This is a genomic window from Candidatus Dadabacteria bacterium, assembly GCA_026705445.1.
Taxonomy (GTDB): Bacteria; Desulfobacterota_D; UBA1144; order Nemesobacterales; family Nemesobacteraceae; genus Nemesobacter.
This window is the reverse complement of the sequence record JAPPAR010000014.1, coordinates 1-14,454: the sequence shown is the minus strand read 5'-3', so window position 1 is coordinate 14,454 and position 14,454 is coordinate 1. Positions and strand designations below refer to the sequence as shown.

Below are 14,454 nucleotides of genomic sequence, written 5' to 3'. Positions count from 1 at the left end.
ACAATATATCATTATTCGAAAAATTCTAGTATGCTCCGTAACTCAAAGTGAATTTTCAAATCCGAAGTTAAAAACCCAACGTCACACCTTTTGCACGTCACACCTTGAACGTCGCTCGCAGCTTACGAATGTTTTTCCCGGTATACGTAATTTCGTGCAAACAAAGAAAAGGCAAGGAGAAGGAGGACAGCTTGGGGGACCGCGCTCTCATAAGAGGGATATATCCCGAGAGTATCCATGTAAGGAATGAAATCAGCCGTAGTTGAAGAAATAATTCCCGCCTCCTGGAGTTCAAGTATTCCCTTGCCAAGAAGTATGAAACAGAGCAAGTAGAGGAAAACGCTCGTGAAGGAAAAGAAGTATTTAAGAGGAATCCTGAGGGTAAACCTGTACATAAGAAAGGCTATTACGAACACGACCGCCACTCCTGCAATAAGTCCATAGATCACGTGCGGCGTGGATGAACCGGTCTGGAAGAAAAGCGCCTGGTAAAAAAGCATCGTCTCGAAAGCCTCCCTGTAAACGGCAAGAAACGAAACAAAAGCAAGAGTAAGACCGCTTCTGCGGGTAAGCGCGCCTTGGGTTTTGGAGCGGACGTATTCCTTCCATTTTTTTACGTCCGCCTTTGAGACAAGCCAGTAACTTACGTAAAAAAGAATCACTGCTGCCAGAAGAGAAGTCACTCCTTCCACAATCTCTCTCCTAGCCCCCGAGATGTCTATTATAGTTCTTGCCGCAACCCACGTCGCCAGTCCTGCAAAGATGGCAAGCACCCACCCGTAGTGAACGTACCTGATCATCCCGCGGTTACCTGAATGCGCTAAAGCGGCGATAATGGCCGCAATGATCAGCAGAGCTTCAAGCGCTTCTCTGAGTATTATGGCAAAGGAATTAACAAAACTCAGGTAGTTGCCGAGCGATGAGCCGCCTTGTAGAATGCGTTCCGACTCGCGAAGATTCTCCTCTATGCTAGCTTTCAGATCATGAAGCTCGGAGGAGTCCCGGTCGGACATCACTAATGACCTGAAAAATCCCATTTTTTTCTCAACCTCAAGAACAAGCGGTCTTTTTTTCGATACCAGGGCAGGTTCGATTCTCTGAAACCCTCCCAGGTACCCGTCGAGAGCCTCCTTGAAAGCCTCGTCCTTTCTACCGGCCTCGTAAAGATCGATGGCCTCTTCAAGTTTCCTCAGGGTATGGGCTATAGCTTCGGATGCACCTCCAGCAATTCCATCCCGAAGATAAGCGGTTCTCAGATAAAAAAGAACTTCTTCGTCACTGCCCCCGGCTCCGACATTAAGAAAAATCTCCGCATTGCTGGCTAGGGCAAGATTTTCAAGCTTTCTTACATCATGGGGAATATTCTCCGTGGAGAGCCCAGAAGTACCTCCGCCTGAGGGAAGGTCCGGATACCCGAGCGAGAGAACATAAAACGCCACATCCCATTTCTGTTTTTCGTCAAGCACTTTTTCGAACGAGGTCATGGCGGTACCTTCGATCCCGAAAGTGGTGGTGTTGTAAACTTTAAAGGGTGAGAGCCCGAGATTTATATCAGGGTCTGTGAAATCCGTGGGAGGAGGATTGAGGGTCTTAGAGAAAGCATCGTCCGGCCTTCCTGAGAGCCCATGACAGGAGGAACAGTTGCTTACGTAAAGCTCTTTTCCGCTTTCGTAATCGGGTATATTCGCCGGATAGGGTTTGATGTCATAGGCTGAAATGATCCGCCCCTTCAGTTCACCTGCAAGGCTTTCCACTTCGGAGGCGGGTCCCTTGGATACTACAATTGAGTGCAGACGTGCGAATTTTTCGGAAAAATCAGTTGTTCCTTCTCTCTTTTCACCCGTTTTTTCCCACAGGCCAACAGCTGCGGAAGAAAAGTCCAGCATTTCCTGATACTCAAATTCGTTTATGATCTTCCCTTCTTTTACGGCATTTGGGTAATCTCCTCCTATGTAATCGACAAGAGAGAGAATCCTGTCTATCTCCGTGGCATAAGAGAGCGCGGGAAAAAGAAGAAATATGAGAACTGACAAATAGAAGAAACTTTTTTTAAGCATAGTCCGCGGACATCTCCCCATCTTGGGAGTCAGGGAAGGTATTTTTTACCATTCTAGACCTTTATTGTCAATAATTCTCATTGTCGTCATTTTCACCTTTCTACATGGTTCCGGGAAGAAAATCAGACGGGTAATTTCGCTGATTTTCTTGTCTGTAAATAAAAATTCTTGACATCATAACTCCAGAATGTTATAAATCTGTATCATGGATATTAAATATCCAGAATATCTATTAATTGCGCAACCCTAACAGGTCGCAAAAGGAGGATGTCAACAGATGCTTAATTATACAAGACGGTGGAAAATTCTTTCTGTCTTCTTCCTGATTTTTTTACTTGTAGGGACTCAGGTTTCTCTAGCGGCTACAGCTTCGGACGAAAAGATAAAAAAGCTTGAGGAGCAGATAAAAATTCTAGCGGATGAGATAGAAGCTATAAAGTCCGCTTCGGTAACGGAGCCTCCGGTCTATGAGACAGAATTCGGGGTGGCCCCCGCAGCGTCAAAAGTCTACAGGGTTGACCAAGGAGTATCGTTCGGGGGATACGGTGAACTCCTGATAGCCAACGTAAAAGAGGATTCGCACGACATAGTGGATACCCTGAGACTTGTTCTCTATAATGGCTACAAGTACAACGACCAGATAGTTTTCAACTCAGAAATAGAATTCGAGCACGGTACGACGGGAAGTAATAAGGATGGAAAAGCGGGGTCGGCATCGGTTGAGTTTGCGCTGATTGATTTTCTTATAAGCGATGAATTCAACCTGAGAGCCGGACTTCTCCTGACTCCTTTCGGAATAGTAAACGAGATTCATGAGCCGACGACGTTCTACGGAGTGGGTCGACCCGAGGTGGAGAGGCGGATAATTCCGAGTACATGGAGAGAGTCCGGGGCCGGGGCACATGGAACGTTTGATCTGGGCGGCGGCGGAGAGCTTTCTTACAGGGCCTATGCGATGTCGAGCGCCGATGCTCGGGGATTCAAGGCATCGGACAACAGGAGTCTTCGGATCAAGGGGAACAGGGCTAGGTTCGACGACATAGCTTTTGTCGGAAGGCTTGAGTACGATCCTATTCCGGGACTGAAAATCGGTGGGTCCATGTTCTACGGCAACACGGGACAGGACGAAGAAGTTAATGGCCAGGCGATAGACGGCCTTTTCCAGATGTACGAAGTTGACGCGCAGTTTCAGTATGCCGGGTTAGATCTGAGAGCTCTATCAGTCTGGACCATGCTGGATGACTCCGCGCTTATAAACCAACTTAATGAGTATGAAGGCAACAAATCCGTCGGGGAAGAACAGTCCGGCTGGTATGTTCTAGGAGCATACAACATTTTCTCTGCGCTCAACTCCGGAAGCAAGTACCTGGAGTATCTGACGCCTTTTTTCCGGTATGAAAAATTTGATACTCAGGAGAAAGTTCCCGCCGGATATGAAAGAGACCCGGCAAACAAAAGAACCCAATATACTTTCGGTATAAATTACAAACCGATCCCAAATGTAGTCATAAAAGCCGAGTATCAGAATCTTGATAACGCCGCGGATGAAGCGACGGATCAGTTCAATTTCGGGCTTGGGTACGTGTTTTAGGATATAGGACTTAAATCCGCGATAAACGGGCGCGGGTTTATGTTTCTTTTTTTCTCTCTTTCTCTCTCTTCAAAAGGGCAATATTCAGATAGAATGTTGCCCTTATTTCATCATGAGTATGAGAATCCTTATCTTAATAACGCTTTTGTTTTTTCTGCATGGTGCGGGAGATGCATCCGCCAAGGTCTTTCTTACCAAGGGCAAGGCGCTTGAGCTCCTTTTCCCTGAAGCAGAAGAAATAGAAAAAAGACACGTTTTTCTCACCAAACCCCAAGCCGAAAGCGTACGCGAAATGGCCAAGGCAGAGGTAGGTTCAAGACTCTACACTTTCTACATAGCGAAATCCGGCGGAAAAGAAACAGGCTACGCGGTTATCGATACCCACACTCTTCGTACTTTGACCGAAACCGTAATGTTCGTAATAAATCCCGATGGGACGCTTCGCCACGCCGAAACCCTCGCATTTTTCGAACCCACAGATTACATGCCAAGCGGAAAATGGATAAACTTGTTCCTGGAAAAAACCAAGATGGACAGAATGAAGGTAGGAAAGGGAGTTCCCAACATTACCGGAGCCACTATAAGTGCCGTATCTTTTTCGCAAGCCACGAGAAGGGTTCTCGCAGTCTACAGGGTTATGCTCGGCACTCCGACTGATCAATAACTTCTATTCAGGAGAGAAAAATGAAATTCTTCATTTCATCGGACATAAGAAAAAACGATCTGTTAAAACTTGTCGTTCTGCTCACGACTATTTTCTTCCTCTTTTTGTGGTTAACCAACCTTCTGCTTTTCCTTAAAGTGGGGTTCAGCTATGAAAGCGTTGTTGAGTACTACAGGGGATCCGAAGAGAGTTTCAGGTCTCCGAGAAGCTATCTTGGACTGCTCGAGGAAGCTCATTTCCACTTTTTCTCAATGGCCGTTTTGCTTGTAACTCTCAACCATCTTTTTCTTTTTACGAACAGAAGCTCCGCCGAAAAGCTCCTCGTCATAATAGCGTCTTATGGCTCAGCCTTTCTCGATATAGCCGGGGGCTGGCTAGTGAGGTACGTAAGCGCCGAGTTTGCCTATGTCAAAATCGGCTCTTTTGTCGTCCTTCAGATATCTCTTCTTTACCTGATCATTTTCGTGACATTTTATCTTTACAGAAAAAAACCAGAGTACCCGAAGCCGCAGCAGTGATTCCCCCGCACCCTACGGGCATGCATAAGACCCGAAGCAGGACCTTTTCTCTCCGTTCTTCTCAACGATCAAGAAACCCAGTGATTTATCCTTCCTGGTAAACATCTTTGCGCCACGCGGACCCAGAACCGAAACGGCAGTCGAGAAGACATCGGCTTCCGTAGCGGTTTTGGAAACGGCTACAACCGAAGTCACATCCTCAGCCGGCCAACCCGTCTTGGGATTTATTATATGGGAGTATCTTTTCCCCTCGTGCTCAAAGTAGCGCTCGTAATCTCCTGAAGTCGCGACACCCTTGTTCACAAGGTCAAGCTTCGAGATGATTTCGCTTCCGCTCCCGGGTTTTCTCACTCCCACATCCCAGAACTTTTTGCCTGTAGGGGGGTCCATTGCGTATATGTTTCCCCCGAAATTCACAAGCCCCCTCTTGATCCCGTTTTGCTTGGCGATATTTACCATCTCGTCAACCGCGTAACCTTTTCCTATAGCTCCGAAGTCGAGTCTAACGCAGTCGCCGTCAAGGAAAACCTGGGATTTAACTTCGTCTATCTTTATTTTCCGAAAACCCGTACACCCAAGTGCGTCGCGGATCCGTGACCGACCGGGTAACCGACCCGCTTTGGTCTCAGCCCCCCAGAGTTCGAAAAGACTGCCGATAGTTATGTCAAAAGCCCCTTCGGTAAGCTCCGAGTACTTAATCGAGGTCCGCACGAGACGTAGAAACTCTGTGGGAACGGAAACGGGAGCGACGCCCGCATTTCTGTTCACCTCGGCAAGAACGCTGTCATCCCTGTAGTTACTGAAAAGCCGGTCTATTTCCTTGGTTCTCTCCACGCAGGCATCAACAACCCGGTGGAAGAGTTCCTCGCTTGGGGAATAAAACTTAAGTTCCACCGTTGAGCCCATCGAGTAAAAGGATCTCTCGTAGAGATTCTCCGTACCGTGGGAGCAGGAATAAAAAAGCAGAACTAAAAGCGCAAGGTGGCGCATGTCTTGAGAATCACGTAAAGCGTTTTTCTGCGAGAGGAGGGAGTCGAACCCTCACACCCTAAGGTACTAGATCCTAAATCTAGCGCGTCTGCCTGTTCCGCCACTCTCGCCCTTTACAGCCAAAAATCGTCAGGCACTCTGAATCGTACTTCCGGGCAGTGCCTTAAGACGCAAAATGAAGTGGGCTGCGAGGGATTCGAACCCACGACCGACTGATTAAGAGTCAGCTGCTCTACCAGACTGAGCTAGCAGCCCGGAAACAGAATAACAGAAAAGAAAAGAAAATAAATGAAAATCGAAACGTCCGGCGGCCCAGGCAGCTAAAAAACCCGACTTTTTGAACTCTTCCCCGAGATCGTTTATTTTTGAAGTTGTGGAAAATCTAATAAATCACCTCAGAGAATACCACAATGCTTACAGCTCGCAGATAGAGAACCTGGTGCTTTCTATTCTGATAGTGGCGATCCTGTTCTTCCTAAGAAAAATCCTCATCTCGATCATAACCAAGAACACGAAAGATCTCAGGACAGTCTATTACTCAAAACGCATTATAGGGTACGTCTACGCCTTCCTTGCCATAATACTGGTCGGCAGCTTGTGGATAAAGGGTCTGGGCCCTATAGGAACCTACCTGGGTATCGCGAGCGCCGGTCTCGCCATAGCGCTTCATGAGACCATAGCCAACATTGCCGGCTGGTTCTTCATTCTCTGGAGAAAACCCTTCGTAATAGGAGACCGCATACAGATAGGAGAAACCAAGGGGGACGTAATAGATTTAAGGCTGTTTCAGTTCAGCATAGTCGAGGTCGGAAACTGGGTTGAAGCTGAACAGAGTACGGGCAGGATCATACATATTCCCAACAGTCATGTGCTGAAGGAAAGAACCGCGAACTACCACGGCGCGTTTAACTATATATGGAATGAGATACATGTCCTCGTAACGTTTGAGAGCGACTGGAGAAAGACTCGTGAAATTCTTGAGAGAATAGCGAAAGAAAAAATCGAATCCTCTTCAAAGCAGGCCGAACAACAGCTCCGCCTAGCCGCCGAGAGATACATGATACATTTCTCGAAGCTAACCCCGGCGGTTTACATGTCGACAAGAGACAGCGGAGTCCTTTTCTCAATCAGATACATAATAAACCCGAGAGAGAAAAGGGGATCGGAGCAGACTATCTGGGAAGCTATACTGGCCGAGTTTGAAAAGTACCCCAACATCGATTTCGCTTACCCGACGACGCGCTTCTATACTCCTCCGCCCGAGAGTCCTTAAAAAGCAGGGCTCTCTCCCTGAACTGGGAAAAACAGGCTCCCTGCTACCTGTTCTCAGTGGAATCTCCCTCGGGTTTCAGGATGGAAACCGCGGCTGTCTCAGGATTTATGTACTTCCTGGCCACCCTAGCTACGTCATCAGCCGTAACAGCAAGTATCTTCTCCGGGAACTTTCTGTATTCGTAAGTGCCTATTCCGTAAAGTTCGTCAAATCCGACCGTGGACGCCTGGGCGGAGTTTCTCTGGAGCCCTATCTCGAAGCTGCCGACTATGTAGTTCTTCGCCCTCTCAAGCTCATGTTCCCCGACACCCTCCAAGGCAAGCTGGAGCTGTTCCTTTATCGCTCCGAGTGCCTCTTTTTCCTTCTGCGGAGCAGTTCCTATATAGACGCCGAAATAGCCGCCTTCCATCCCAGGGACGTAGAACGAGGTAACGGCATAGGCGAGGCTTTTCTTGTCCCGAAGCTCAATGAAGAGTCTTCCCCCCTGACCTGAGAGCACCGAATTCAGCACCTCGAACGCATAGCGGTCGCGGCTTTTAAACCCCGGGGCGTGAAAACCCGCGATAATGTGGGTCTGAGCTTTGTCTCTCTCAAACTCGACAGTTTCCCTCGGGGCAGAAAGCGCGGACTCACGCAACGGCTGGGTCTTTTCGAAGCCGTCCTGTTTCATTCCGCCAAACAGCTTTTCAAGAACGCCGAGGGTTTTCTCCGCGTCAATGTCGCCTGCGACGGAGATGACCATGTTCTCGGGTCTTATAACCTTTTTGTAAAACTTCCGGACATCGGCCGAGGTATACCTGTCTATGTTTTCCTCGGTTCCCAGAACGTTGAACCTGTAAGGGTGCTTAAGGAAAAGGGTCCTCAGAAAATTCCTGACCGTTTTTCCCGTGAGGTTGTCCTTCTGCTTTTCCAAAGCGGCCAGAATTTCCCTTCTCTCTCTTTCCATTTCCTCATCGGAAAAAGAAGGATCAAGTATCACGTCTGAGAAAATATCCATTGCCCCTTCAAAGTTCTCACTTAAGGCTGAGAGAGTCACCCCAACGCTGTTTTTCCCGGAAAACCCGTCAACCGTTCCCCCCAGCCCTTCTATCTGAGTGGCTATATCTTCTGCGGAGCGGCTCGAGGTGCCACGGGTGAACATCCCGGACATGAAGTTCGAAATTCCGTTTGTGTTTTCGTCCTCATACCTGAGGCCGCCCAGGAAAGCCGCGTGAACGGAGAAAAGCGGAACGGCCGGATTGCGTTTCAAAAGAACCCGGATTCCGTTTGAAAGCTCGTATTTCTTAAATTCCGCCTGCGTTGAGGAAGCTTTTTTCTTTTCTTTTTTCTGGGTCGCTCCAGGAAAAACAAGGGCTTTTCTGAAGCCCTTCTCAACCCCCTTGGTTTTGTCTTTAGGAAGCAGCACTCCCGCGGTGAGGTTTTTCTGCGTCAAGTATTCTCTGGCCACCCGCAATACGTCCTCTGGGGTAACGTTCCTCACCCTTTCAAGGTAGAGGCGTTCGTAGCTGTAATCTCCCGTTTCAAGCTCGAAGTAACCAAGCTTTCTCGCCTGTCCCTGCATGGTCTCCTTGGCGCGGATGAAGTCCCTCTCTATGTTAGTTTTGGCGCGGGCAAGCTCCTCGGCCGCGACGGGTTCGTTTTTTATAAGCTCTATCTCCGCTACTATCTCCTTTGAGGCCTTTTCTACTTTACCGGGATCAAGAACTCCGCCCACGAGGAAAAGACCGTTTTCCTTGAGGCTGTAAGCGTAGGCGTATATGTCGTTTACGGTGGCGTTTTGCTCCTTTAATTTTCTGTAGAGCCTGGAGCTTTCCCCGGTACCGAGTATGCCACTTATGACGTCAAGAACGGGAGTGTCAGCGTGGCTCGCCGAGGGGGTATGAAAGGCAAAACTGAAGTAGCCCGTGTTTACGTCGCGGCCGATAACGAAGGTTCTAGTGCGTTTCTGCTCGGGCTCTGGAGGAAGTTCGCACTCAGGAGTTTTTCTTTTCTTTATTTTTCCGAAAGTCTGGGCCACCGCGTCCTTTATTCCCTCAGGATCAAAATCCCCGACCACAACGAGAATCATGTTGTCCGGGGAATACCACTTTCTGTAGAAATCCAGTATTCCGTCTCTGGTGAAGCTCCCAACGCTCTGCTTGGTTCCTATTATGGGCCTTCCGTAGGGATGAACGCTGTAGGCCGTGGAGAAAAGCTTCTGACTGATTACCCTTGAGGGAGAGTCCTCTCCCCTTCTTATCTCTTCCTGGACAACTTCAAGCTCCTTCTCAAGCTCCGCAGGGTCGAAAGTCGAGTTCTCCATGACGTCTGAGAGCACATCGAGAGCCATAGGCAGAAAGCGCCGCGCGCTTACGATGTAGTAAACCGTCTCGTCAAAGGAAGTAAACGCATTTATGTCTCCGCCTCCTGCCTCGACCATCCCGGCTATCTCGCCGACCCGTCTTCTTTCTGTCCCTTTGAAAAGCATGTGTTCGTGCACATGCGCGAGACCGTACTCGCCCTCCACCTCGCATGCGCTTCCGGTCTTCACCCACACGTTAACGGCAACAACCGGAGAAGAATCGTTTCTCTCAAGAAGCACGGTCATGCCGTTAGAAAGACTGTATTTCGTTACTCCTTCGACACCCGCAAAGGTCTGGGCATTTAAACTCATAAGACTTGCTCCCGTAATCAGAATGAACAAAAAAAGTAATTTGAAAACTCCTTTCATCGACTCCAGCCTCCGGAGGGAAAACCCCTAGGACTCGTCGCTGGCCAAGGCTTCTGACTCTTTGTCCCGCGATGTAGCCTTCGCGGCCAGCTTCCAGGCACAACGTCCGAGCTCGAGGATAAAATAGCAGTAAGTTATAACGACCGCGATCACTCCGGGATTGGTAATAAACGCCGCAATTATTATGGAGCCCGCAACAAGAGTGCTGAAAGGTCCGAATCTGGCAATCCGCGGGAACTTTCTGTATGGAACCTCGCTAACCATAACAAGTCCCACAACAGGAACGAAGAAAAGATAAAAAGATTTCATAAGTGGGGTAGCAATAATCTGAAACTCAGAGAGAAGGAGTATCGGAGAGAGAATAAGTCCCGCAGCCATAGGACTCGGAAGACCCGTGAACATGCGCTTTTCCTTGGTTGTAAACTGCACGTTAAAACGCGCAAGCCTAAGCGCTGCGCAGACCACGTAGAAAAGCATCGCCATCAGTCCCGGATTTCCATATTCCGAAAGCCCCCAAACGTAAAGAAGCACTGCCGGGGCGACCCCGAATGATACAAGATCGCAGAGCGAATCATAGGACGCACCGAAGCGGCTCTCCGAGTTAAGAGCTCTTGCTATCCTGCCGTCAAGCATGTCGACAAGTACCGCCATGCCGATAAATCCCGCTGCCCACCAGAAACGGTTAAAAAGCCATTCCTCAGAAACTACGGCTGAGGCACGGTCCCCGTGGATGGAAATCGAAGTCACTATGGACGCAAGTCCGAACGCAAGACCCACGGTTGTGAGCATGCTTGGCAGCAGGGGGATAACCCTCCCCGGACGGGGAGACCTTCTCCTTCTTTTTTTTCTCAAGTTAGCCACGCTATAATCGTCCTGCCGGCCACGACTTTCTGCCCTACCTCGACACCCACCTTCACATCCTCGGGCAGGTAAACATCCAACCTTGAACCAAACTTTATAATCCCGAATTTTTCCCCGATTTCCAATACGTCGCCGAATTTCGCACGCGATACGATTCTTCTCGCGAGAAAACCAGCCACCTGGACTATAACCACCTGGACTCCGCTCTCGCACTCAATCAGGGTGACAAGCCGCTCGTTGGCCTCGGATGAATCACCCTTAAAAGCCATTTTGAATTCCCCGGGGTAATAAGTGGTTCCGACTACCTTGCCCGAAACGGGAAACCTGTTTATATGGCAGTCGAAGATAGAGAGAAAAATGCTTATTCTTCGGGTGTTCCGCTTAAGATAATCGTCTTCAAACGTCTCCGAGATATCTATTATTTTCCCGTCTGCGGGACAGATCACGGAACCGGGTTCAAGCGGAGGAAGTTTCCTTTCAGGGTCCCTGAAGAAAAAGACGAAAAAAGCGGTGAGCAGAAGAAATACTAAAAATAAAGAGAGAGAGCCCAGAAGCGCGAGGAGAATACAAAGCGCGGCTGAAACATAAATTATACCGAGCCCCTCGCTTGCGACCCTCACAAATCGGAAATCCATCAGTTCTTGTCTTTATCGACCAGTTTCTTCTGGAAAAGCGAGCTCATCATCCCCCTAAGCTCGGCGCCGACTTTTTCGATCGGATGCTCTTCACCCTGCCTGAGAAGCGCGTTATAGGAAGGCCTTCCAGCCTGATTCTCAAGTATCCATTCCGAGGCGAACTGTCCGGACTGAATCTCCCCGATTATCTTTTTCATCTCCTGTTTCACGGAGTCGTTTATAAGCCTCGGGCCCCTGGTTATGTCTCCGTACTTGGCCGTATCGCTCACCGAGTAGCGCATGTTGGCTATCCCTCCCTCGTATATGAGGTCAACTATAAGCTTGACTTCATGGCAGCACTCGAAGTAAGCCATCTCGGGCGGATAACCGGCTTCAACAAGCGTCTCGTATCCTGCCAGAATAAGGGCCGTGAGCCCTCCGCAGAGAACTGACTGCTCCCCGAAAAGATCGGTTTCCGTCTCGTCCTTGAAAGTCGTCTCTATAACTCCCGCCCTTGAACATCCGATGGCTCTGGCGTAAGCAAGAGCAAGATCTTTAGCGTCGCCCGTCGAGTTCTGGTGAACGGCTACGAGTCCCGGTACACCGGCACCCCCGACATACTGGTCCCTTACCGTGTGCCCCGGGGCCTTGGGAGCGACCATGAACACGTCCACGCCCGCAGGCGGTCTGATCTGTCCGTAGTGAATATTAAAACCGTGACTGAACATAAGCGCGTTTCCGGCAACCAGATTCTTTTCGACATGCTCATGGTATATCGCCGGCTGGTAAGTATCCGGAGCCAGCATAACCACTATGTCCGCGGATTTGGAAGCGGCGGAAACCGGCTTCACGTTAAAACCAGCCTCCTTGGCCTTTTTCCAGTTGGGACTGTCCTTAATGTCTGCGACCGTGACCGAGACTCCGCTCTCTCTCAGGTTCTGGGCATGGGCGTGACCCTGGCTTCCGTAGCCTATGATCGCAATCTTCTTTTTCTTAAGCTTAGACGGATCAATATCCTCATCGTAGTAAACTTTCACCGGTTATATCCTCCTTTACTTGCTCTTCTTGTTCGCCCGGGACATGGCGACGGTTCCCGTTCTCGCGATTTCCTTTATCCCGAAAGGTCGTTGAAGTTCAACAAACGCCTGAATTTTCTGTTCATCCCCGGTAACCTCGAACGTGTAGGACCTTGGAGACACGTCGACGACCTTGGCCCGGAATATGTCGGCAATCCGCAGAATTTCCGGCTTGGAATCGGCCTTCGCATCGACCTTGATGAGAATCATCTCTCTTTCCACGCGGTCAAGTTCGGTCATGTCTACAACTTTGATCACATTGACCATGTTGTTGAACCTTTTTATTATCTGCTGAATTATGGCTTCGTCGCCGGTTGTGACCAGAGTTATTCTGGACGTCCCCGGTTCCTGGGTTTCCGCGACATTAAGACTCTCTATGTTAAAATCCCTAGCGCTGAAAAGCCCCGCGATTCTTGAGAGTACTCCGGCTTCATTGTCTACCGTTATTGATATCGTGTGCCTCGATTTCATGGAACCTCCAAAGTGGTGAAAAATTGTCAGGAAAACGCAATTATACCGAATCCCCGAAAAATGTTAATACCCACCAGCCAACCACCAAAGCTCCTCAGCCCCCGGCGTCTTCCTTAAGAATTTCCCCCAGCTCCCCGTTTACATGCATGTCGGTACATATATCGCATCCGCCTATGAAATTGCCGTTAACGTAGAGCTGCGGAAGGGTCGGCCACTGCGAGTAGTCCTTTATCCCCTGGCGGATCTCCGGATCCAAAAGAACATCGACGGTTTCGTAATCCACCTTGTAGTAGTTGAGAATGTTCACCACCTGCGCCGAAAAACCACACTGCGGCATCTCTTTTGACCCCTTCATGTAAAGGATAATAGGGTTCTCTTCGATCTGACGCCCTATTTTTTTCTGTATATCCGGCATTGCCCCGCTCCTTACTTTTTAAGTCTCTCCCACTGATCGTCCGTGTAGGTCTTTATAGAGATGGCATGAATTTCGGATTCCATAGCATCTCCAAGCGCCGCGTAAACAAGCTTGTGACGTTCAATAGGCGGCTTGCCCCTGAACTGTTCGGATACGACGACTGCCTGAAAATGCGTTCCGTCCCCTTCAACCTCGACAAACGATGTTGAAATGCCCTGCTCTATCATCTCACGGATCCGCTGCGTTTCCATCACAGCGGGGAATTATATACGCATATCAGTGCGTTTCCAAGAAAGGGGACCTAGCGCAAGCTGCCTTGCAAAAATCCCCGGCTGTTTTATCTTTAATGTGCCAGAAAAAGAGGTTCCCAAGCACAGATGAAAGTAAAAGAAATAATGACCAGCCCTGCGATCACTGCCAACGAGGATGATTCGCTTGAGCAGTGTGCGCGCAAGATGCTTGAGCTCAGGATCGACCAGCTTCCCGTAGTAAACGACGACGGAACGCTTACAGGATTCATCTCCGCAAGCGACTTTATCGCCAAGAAAACCACCGTTTCCTTCTCGAGAACCGAAATCCTCGAGCTCTTCGGACAGTGGTTTGACCAAGGAAAAATTGAAAAGGTATACGAGGATGCCGGGCGGATCACAGTGAAGGAAGTAATGAGCAGCCCAGCCATATCCATCGGCCCGGACGCATCTGTAAAAGATGTGTTCGAAGAGCTAGCCGGAACCGGCTTCCACAGCGTTGTCGTGGTCGAGGAGGGAAAACCCGTAGGGCTTGTCTCGGTATCCGATTTTCTGAAACTGATAGTAAGATAATCCGTCTTCGGCCCGCCGTGCCATCATGAAAAACTTCGGAGTTTCAAAGGAAAAACAGACGGCACTCGAGCGGGAAATGAGGCGGCTCGGCATAAGGGAAGAAGATATCGAGGAAACTTTCACGAGATCCTCGGGACCCGGCGGACAGAACGTAAACAAGTTGGCCACCTGCGTTCACCTGCGACACCGCCCAAGCGGCATTACCGTGAAGGTTATGAGGGAGCGCTCCCAAGCGCTTAACAGATTCCTCGCAAGGAGAAGCCTCACCGAAAAAATCGCGACGCAGATCCATGGAGAAGACTCTGTTGGAAGAAAAAAAGCGCAGAAAATAATAAAACACGCCCCTTGAACATTGAAGTGCACCACCCCTAGAATCAGGGTTTGAGCCTTTTG

The 14,454-nt window shown here is 49.3% G+C and carries 15 protein-coding genes and 2 tRNA genes; 6 read left to right on the top strand and 11 right to left on the bottom strand.

Annotated features, from left to right (window positions below):
* Positions 1-122 precede the first annotated feature (122 nt).
* Complete coding sequence (locus tag OXG75_03510) at positions 123-2,057, bottom strand: cytochrome c/FTR1 family iron permease (GenBank protein ID MCY3625052.1); 1,935 nt, start codon at positions 2,055-2,057, stop codon at positions 123-125.
* A gap of 277 nt (positions 2,058-2,334) precedes the next feature.
* On the opposite strand from OXG75_03510, the gene OXG75_03505 reads away from it, so the two are divergent.
* The 3 genes from OXG75_03505 to OXG75_03495 all read left to right on the top strand — a co-directional run bounded on the left by OXG75_03505 (position 2,335) and on the right by OXG75_03495 (position 4,830).
* Positions 2,335-3,648, top strand: coding sequence for a hypothetical protein (locus OXG75_03505; protein ID MCY3625051.1), 1,314 nt, complete (start codon positions 2,335-2,337; stop codon positions 3,646-3,648).
* Between the two features lie 118 nt (positions 3,649-3,766).
* The gene (locus OXG75_03500) at positions 3,767-4,312 is read left to right on the top strand and encodes an FMN-binding protein (protein MCY3625050.1); all 546 of its coding nucleotides are present in this window, start codon (positions 3,767-3,769) and stop codon (positions 4,310-4,312) included.
* Positions 4,313-4,332: 20 nt separating this feature from the next.
* Complete coding sequence (locus OXG75_03495; protein ID MCY3625049.1) at positions 4,333-4,830, top strand: hypothetical protein; 498 nt, start codon at positions 4,333-4,335, stop codon at positions 4,828-4,830.
* A gap of 12 nt (positions 4,831-4,842) precedes the next feature.
* On the opposite strand, the gene OXG75_03490 is transcribed toward OXG75_03495, so the two are convergent.
* From OXG75_03490 to OXG75_03480, 3 genes are all read right to left on the bottom strand, one after another.
* Positions 4,843-5,820 (bottom strand): FAD:protein FMN transferase, encoded by a 978-nt coding sequence (locus OXG75_03490; protein ID MCY3625048.1) that lies wholly within the window; start codon positions 5,818-5,820, stop codon positions 4,843-4,845.
* Positions 5,821-5,848: 28 nt separating this feature from the next.
* Positions 5,849-5,930, bottom strand: a tRNA-Leu gene (locus tag OXG75_03485).
* A 71-nt stretch (positions 5,931-6,001) separates the two neighbouring features.
* Positions 6,002-6,075 (bottom strand) — tRNA-Lys (locus tag OXG75_03480).
* A 118-nt stretch (positions 6,076-6,193) separates the two neighbouring features.
* On the opposite strand from OXG75_03480, the gene OXG75_03475 reads away from it, so the two are divergent.
* A complete protein-coding gene (locus tag OXG75_03475; GenBank protein ID MCY3625047.1) occupies positions 6,194-7,093 on the top strand; it encodes a mechanosensitive ion channel in 900 nt (299 codons plus the stop codon).
* A 43-nt stretch (positions 7,094-7,136) separates the two neighbouring features.
* On the opposite strand, the gene OXG75_03470 is transcribed toward OXG75_03475, so the two are convergent.
* From OXG75_03470 to OXG75_03440, 7 genes are all read right to left on the bottom strand, one after another.
* The gene (locus tag OXG75_03470; protein MCY3625046.1) at positions 7,137-9,746 is read right to left on the bottom strand and encodes a pitrilysin family protein; all 2,610 of its coding nucleotides are present in this window, start codon (positions 9,744-9,746) and stop codon (positions 7,137-7,139) included.
* An 84-nt stretch (positions 9,747-9,830) separates the two neighbouring features.
* Positions 9,831-10,664, bottom strand: a complete 834-nt coding sequence (gene pssA, locus OXG75_03465; protein ID MCY3625045.1) for a CDP-diacylglycerol--serine O-phosphatidyltransferase — start codon at positions 10,662-10,664, stop codon at positions 9,831-9,833.
* Entirely contained in the window at positions 10,652-11,299 is a 648-nt protein-coding gene (locus tag OXG75_03460) for a phosphatidylserine decarboxylase family protein (GenBank protein ID MCY3625044.1), read from the bottom strand. Before OXG75_03460 ends, pssA begins: the two co-directional genes overlap by 13 nt.
* Complete coding sequence (ilvC, locus tag OXG75_03455; protein MCY3625043.1) at positions 11,299-12,315, bottom strand: ketol-acid reductoisomerase; 1,017 nt, start codon at positions 12,313-12,315, stop codon at positions 11,299-11,301. The genes OXG75_03460 and ilvC overlap by 1 nt, the downstream gene beginning before the upstream one ends.
* Positions 12,316-12,330: 15 nt before the next feature.
* Positions 12,331-12,825, bottom strand: a complete 495-nt coding sequence (ilvN, locus tag OXG75_03450; protein MCY3625042.1) for an acetolactate synthase small subunit — start codon at positions 12,823-12,825, stop codon at positions 12,331-12,333.
* 94 nt (positions 12,826-12,919) lie between these two features.
* Positions 12,920-13,240: a Grx4 family monothiol glutaredoxin gene (gene grxD, locus OXG75_03445; GenBank protein ID MCY3625041.1), complete on the bottom strand. Its 321-nt coding sequence runs from the start codon at positions 13,238-13,240 to the stop codon at positions 12,920-12,922.
* Between the two features lie 11 nt (positions 13,241-13,251).
* The gene (locus tag OXG75_03440; protein ID MCY3625040.1) at positions 13,252-13,491 is read right to left on the bottom strand and encodes a BolA/IbaG family iron-sulfur metabolism protein; all 240 of its coding nucleotides are present in this window, start codon (positions 13,489-13,491) and stop codon (positions 13,252-13,254) included.
* Positions 13,492-13,617: 126 nt separating this feature from the next.
* Between OXG75_03440 and OXG75_03435 the strand changes: the two genes are divergently transcribed.
* Together OXG75_03435 and OXG75_03430 are read left to right on the top strand one after the other, a co-directional pair.
* Positions 13,618-14,061, top strand: coding sequence for a CBS domain-containing protein (locus OXG75_03435; protein ID MCY3625039.1), 444 nt, complete (start codon positions 13,618-13,620; stop codon positions 14,059-14,061).
* 25 nt (positions 14,062-14,086) lie between these two features.
* The gene (locus tag OXG75_03430) at positions 14,087-14,410 is read left to right on the top strand and encodes a peptide chain release factor-like protein (GenBank protein ID MCY3625038.1); all 324 of its coding nucleotides are present in this window, start codon (positions 14,087-14,089) and stop codon (positions 14,408-14,410) included.
* Positions 14,411-14,454 lie beyond the last annotated feature (44 nt).

Excerpts from the sequence above, each read along its gene's own strand:
- OXG75_03500 (MCY3625050.1), top strand. The coding sequence starts at position 3,767 with ATGAGAATCCTTATCTTAATAACGCTTTTGTTTTTTCTGCATGGTGCG.
- OXG75_03460 (MCY3625044.1), bottom strand. The coding sequence starts at position 11,299 with ATGGATTTCCGATTTGTGAGGGTCGCAAGCGAGGGGCTCGGTATAATT.
- OXG75_03495 (MCY3625049.1), top strand. The coding sequence starts at position 4,333 with ATGAAATTCTTCATTTCATCGGACATAAGAAAAAACGATCTGTTAAAA.
- OXG75_03440 (MCY3625040.1), bottom strand. The coding sequence starts at position 13,491 with ATGGAAACGCAGCGGATCCGTGAGATGATAGAGCAGGGCATTTCAACA.
- OXG75_03490 (MCY3625048.1), bottom strand. The coding sequence starts at position 5,820 with ATGCGCCACCTTGCGCTTTTAGTTCTGCTTTTTTATTCCTGCTCCCAC.
- OXG75_03430 (MCY3625038.1), top strand. The coding sequence starts at position 14,087 with ATGAAAAACTTCGGAGTTTCAAAGGAAAAACAGACGGCACTCGAGCGG.
- grxD (MCY3625041.1), bottom strand. The coding sequence starts at position 13,240 with ATGCCGGATATACAGAAAAAAATAGGGCGTCAGATCGAAGAGAACCCT.
- ilvN (MCY3625042.1), bottom strand. The coding sequence starts at position 12,825 with ATGAAATCGAGGCACACGATATCAATAACGGTAGACAATGAAGCCGGA.
- OXG75_03505 (MCY3625051.1), top strand. The coding sequence starts at position 2,335 with ATGCTTAATTATACAAGACGGTGGAAAATTCTTTCTGTCTTCTTCCTG.
- OXG75_03510 (MCY3625052.1), bottom strand. The coding sequence starts at position 2,057 with ATGCTTAAAAAAAGTTTCTTCTATTTGTCAGTTCTCATATTTCTTCTT.
- OXG75_03435 (MCY3625039.1), top strand. The coding sequence starts at position 13,618 with ATGAAAGTAAAAGAAATAATGACCAGCCCTGCGATCACTGCCAACGAG.
- OXG75_03470 (MCY3625046.1), bottom strand. The coding sequence starts at position 9,746 with ATGAGTTTAAATGCCCAGACCTTTGCGGGTGTCGAAGGAGTAACGAAA.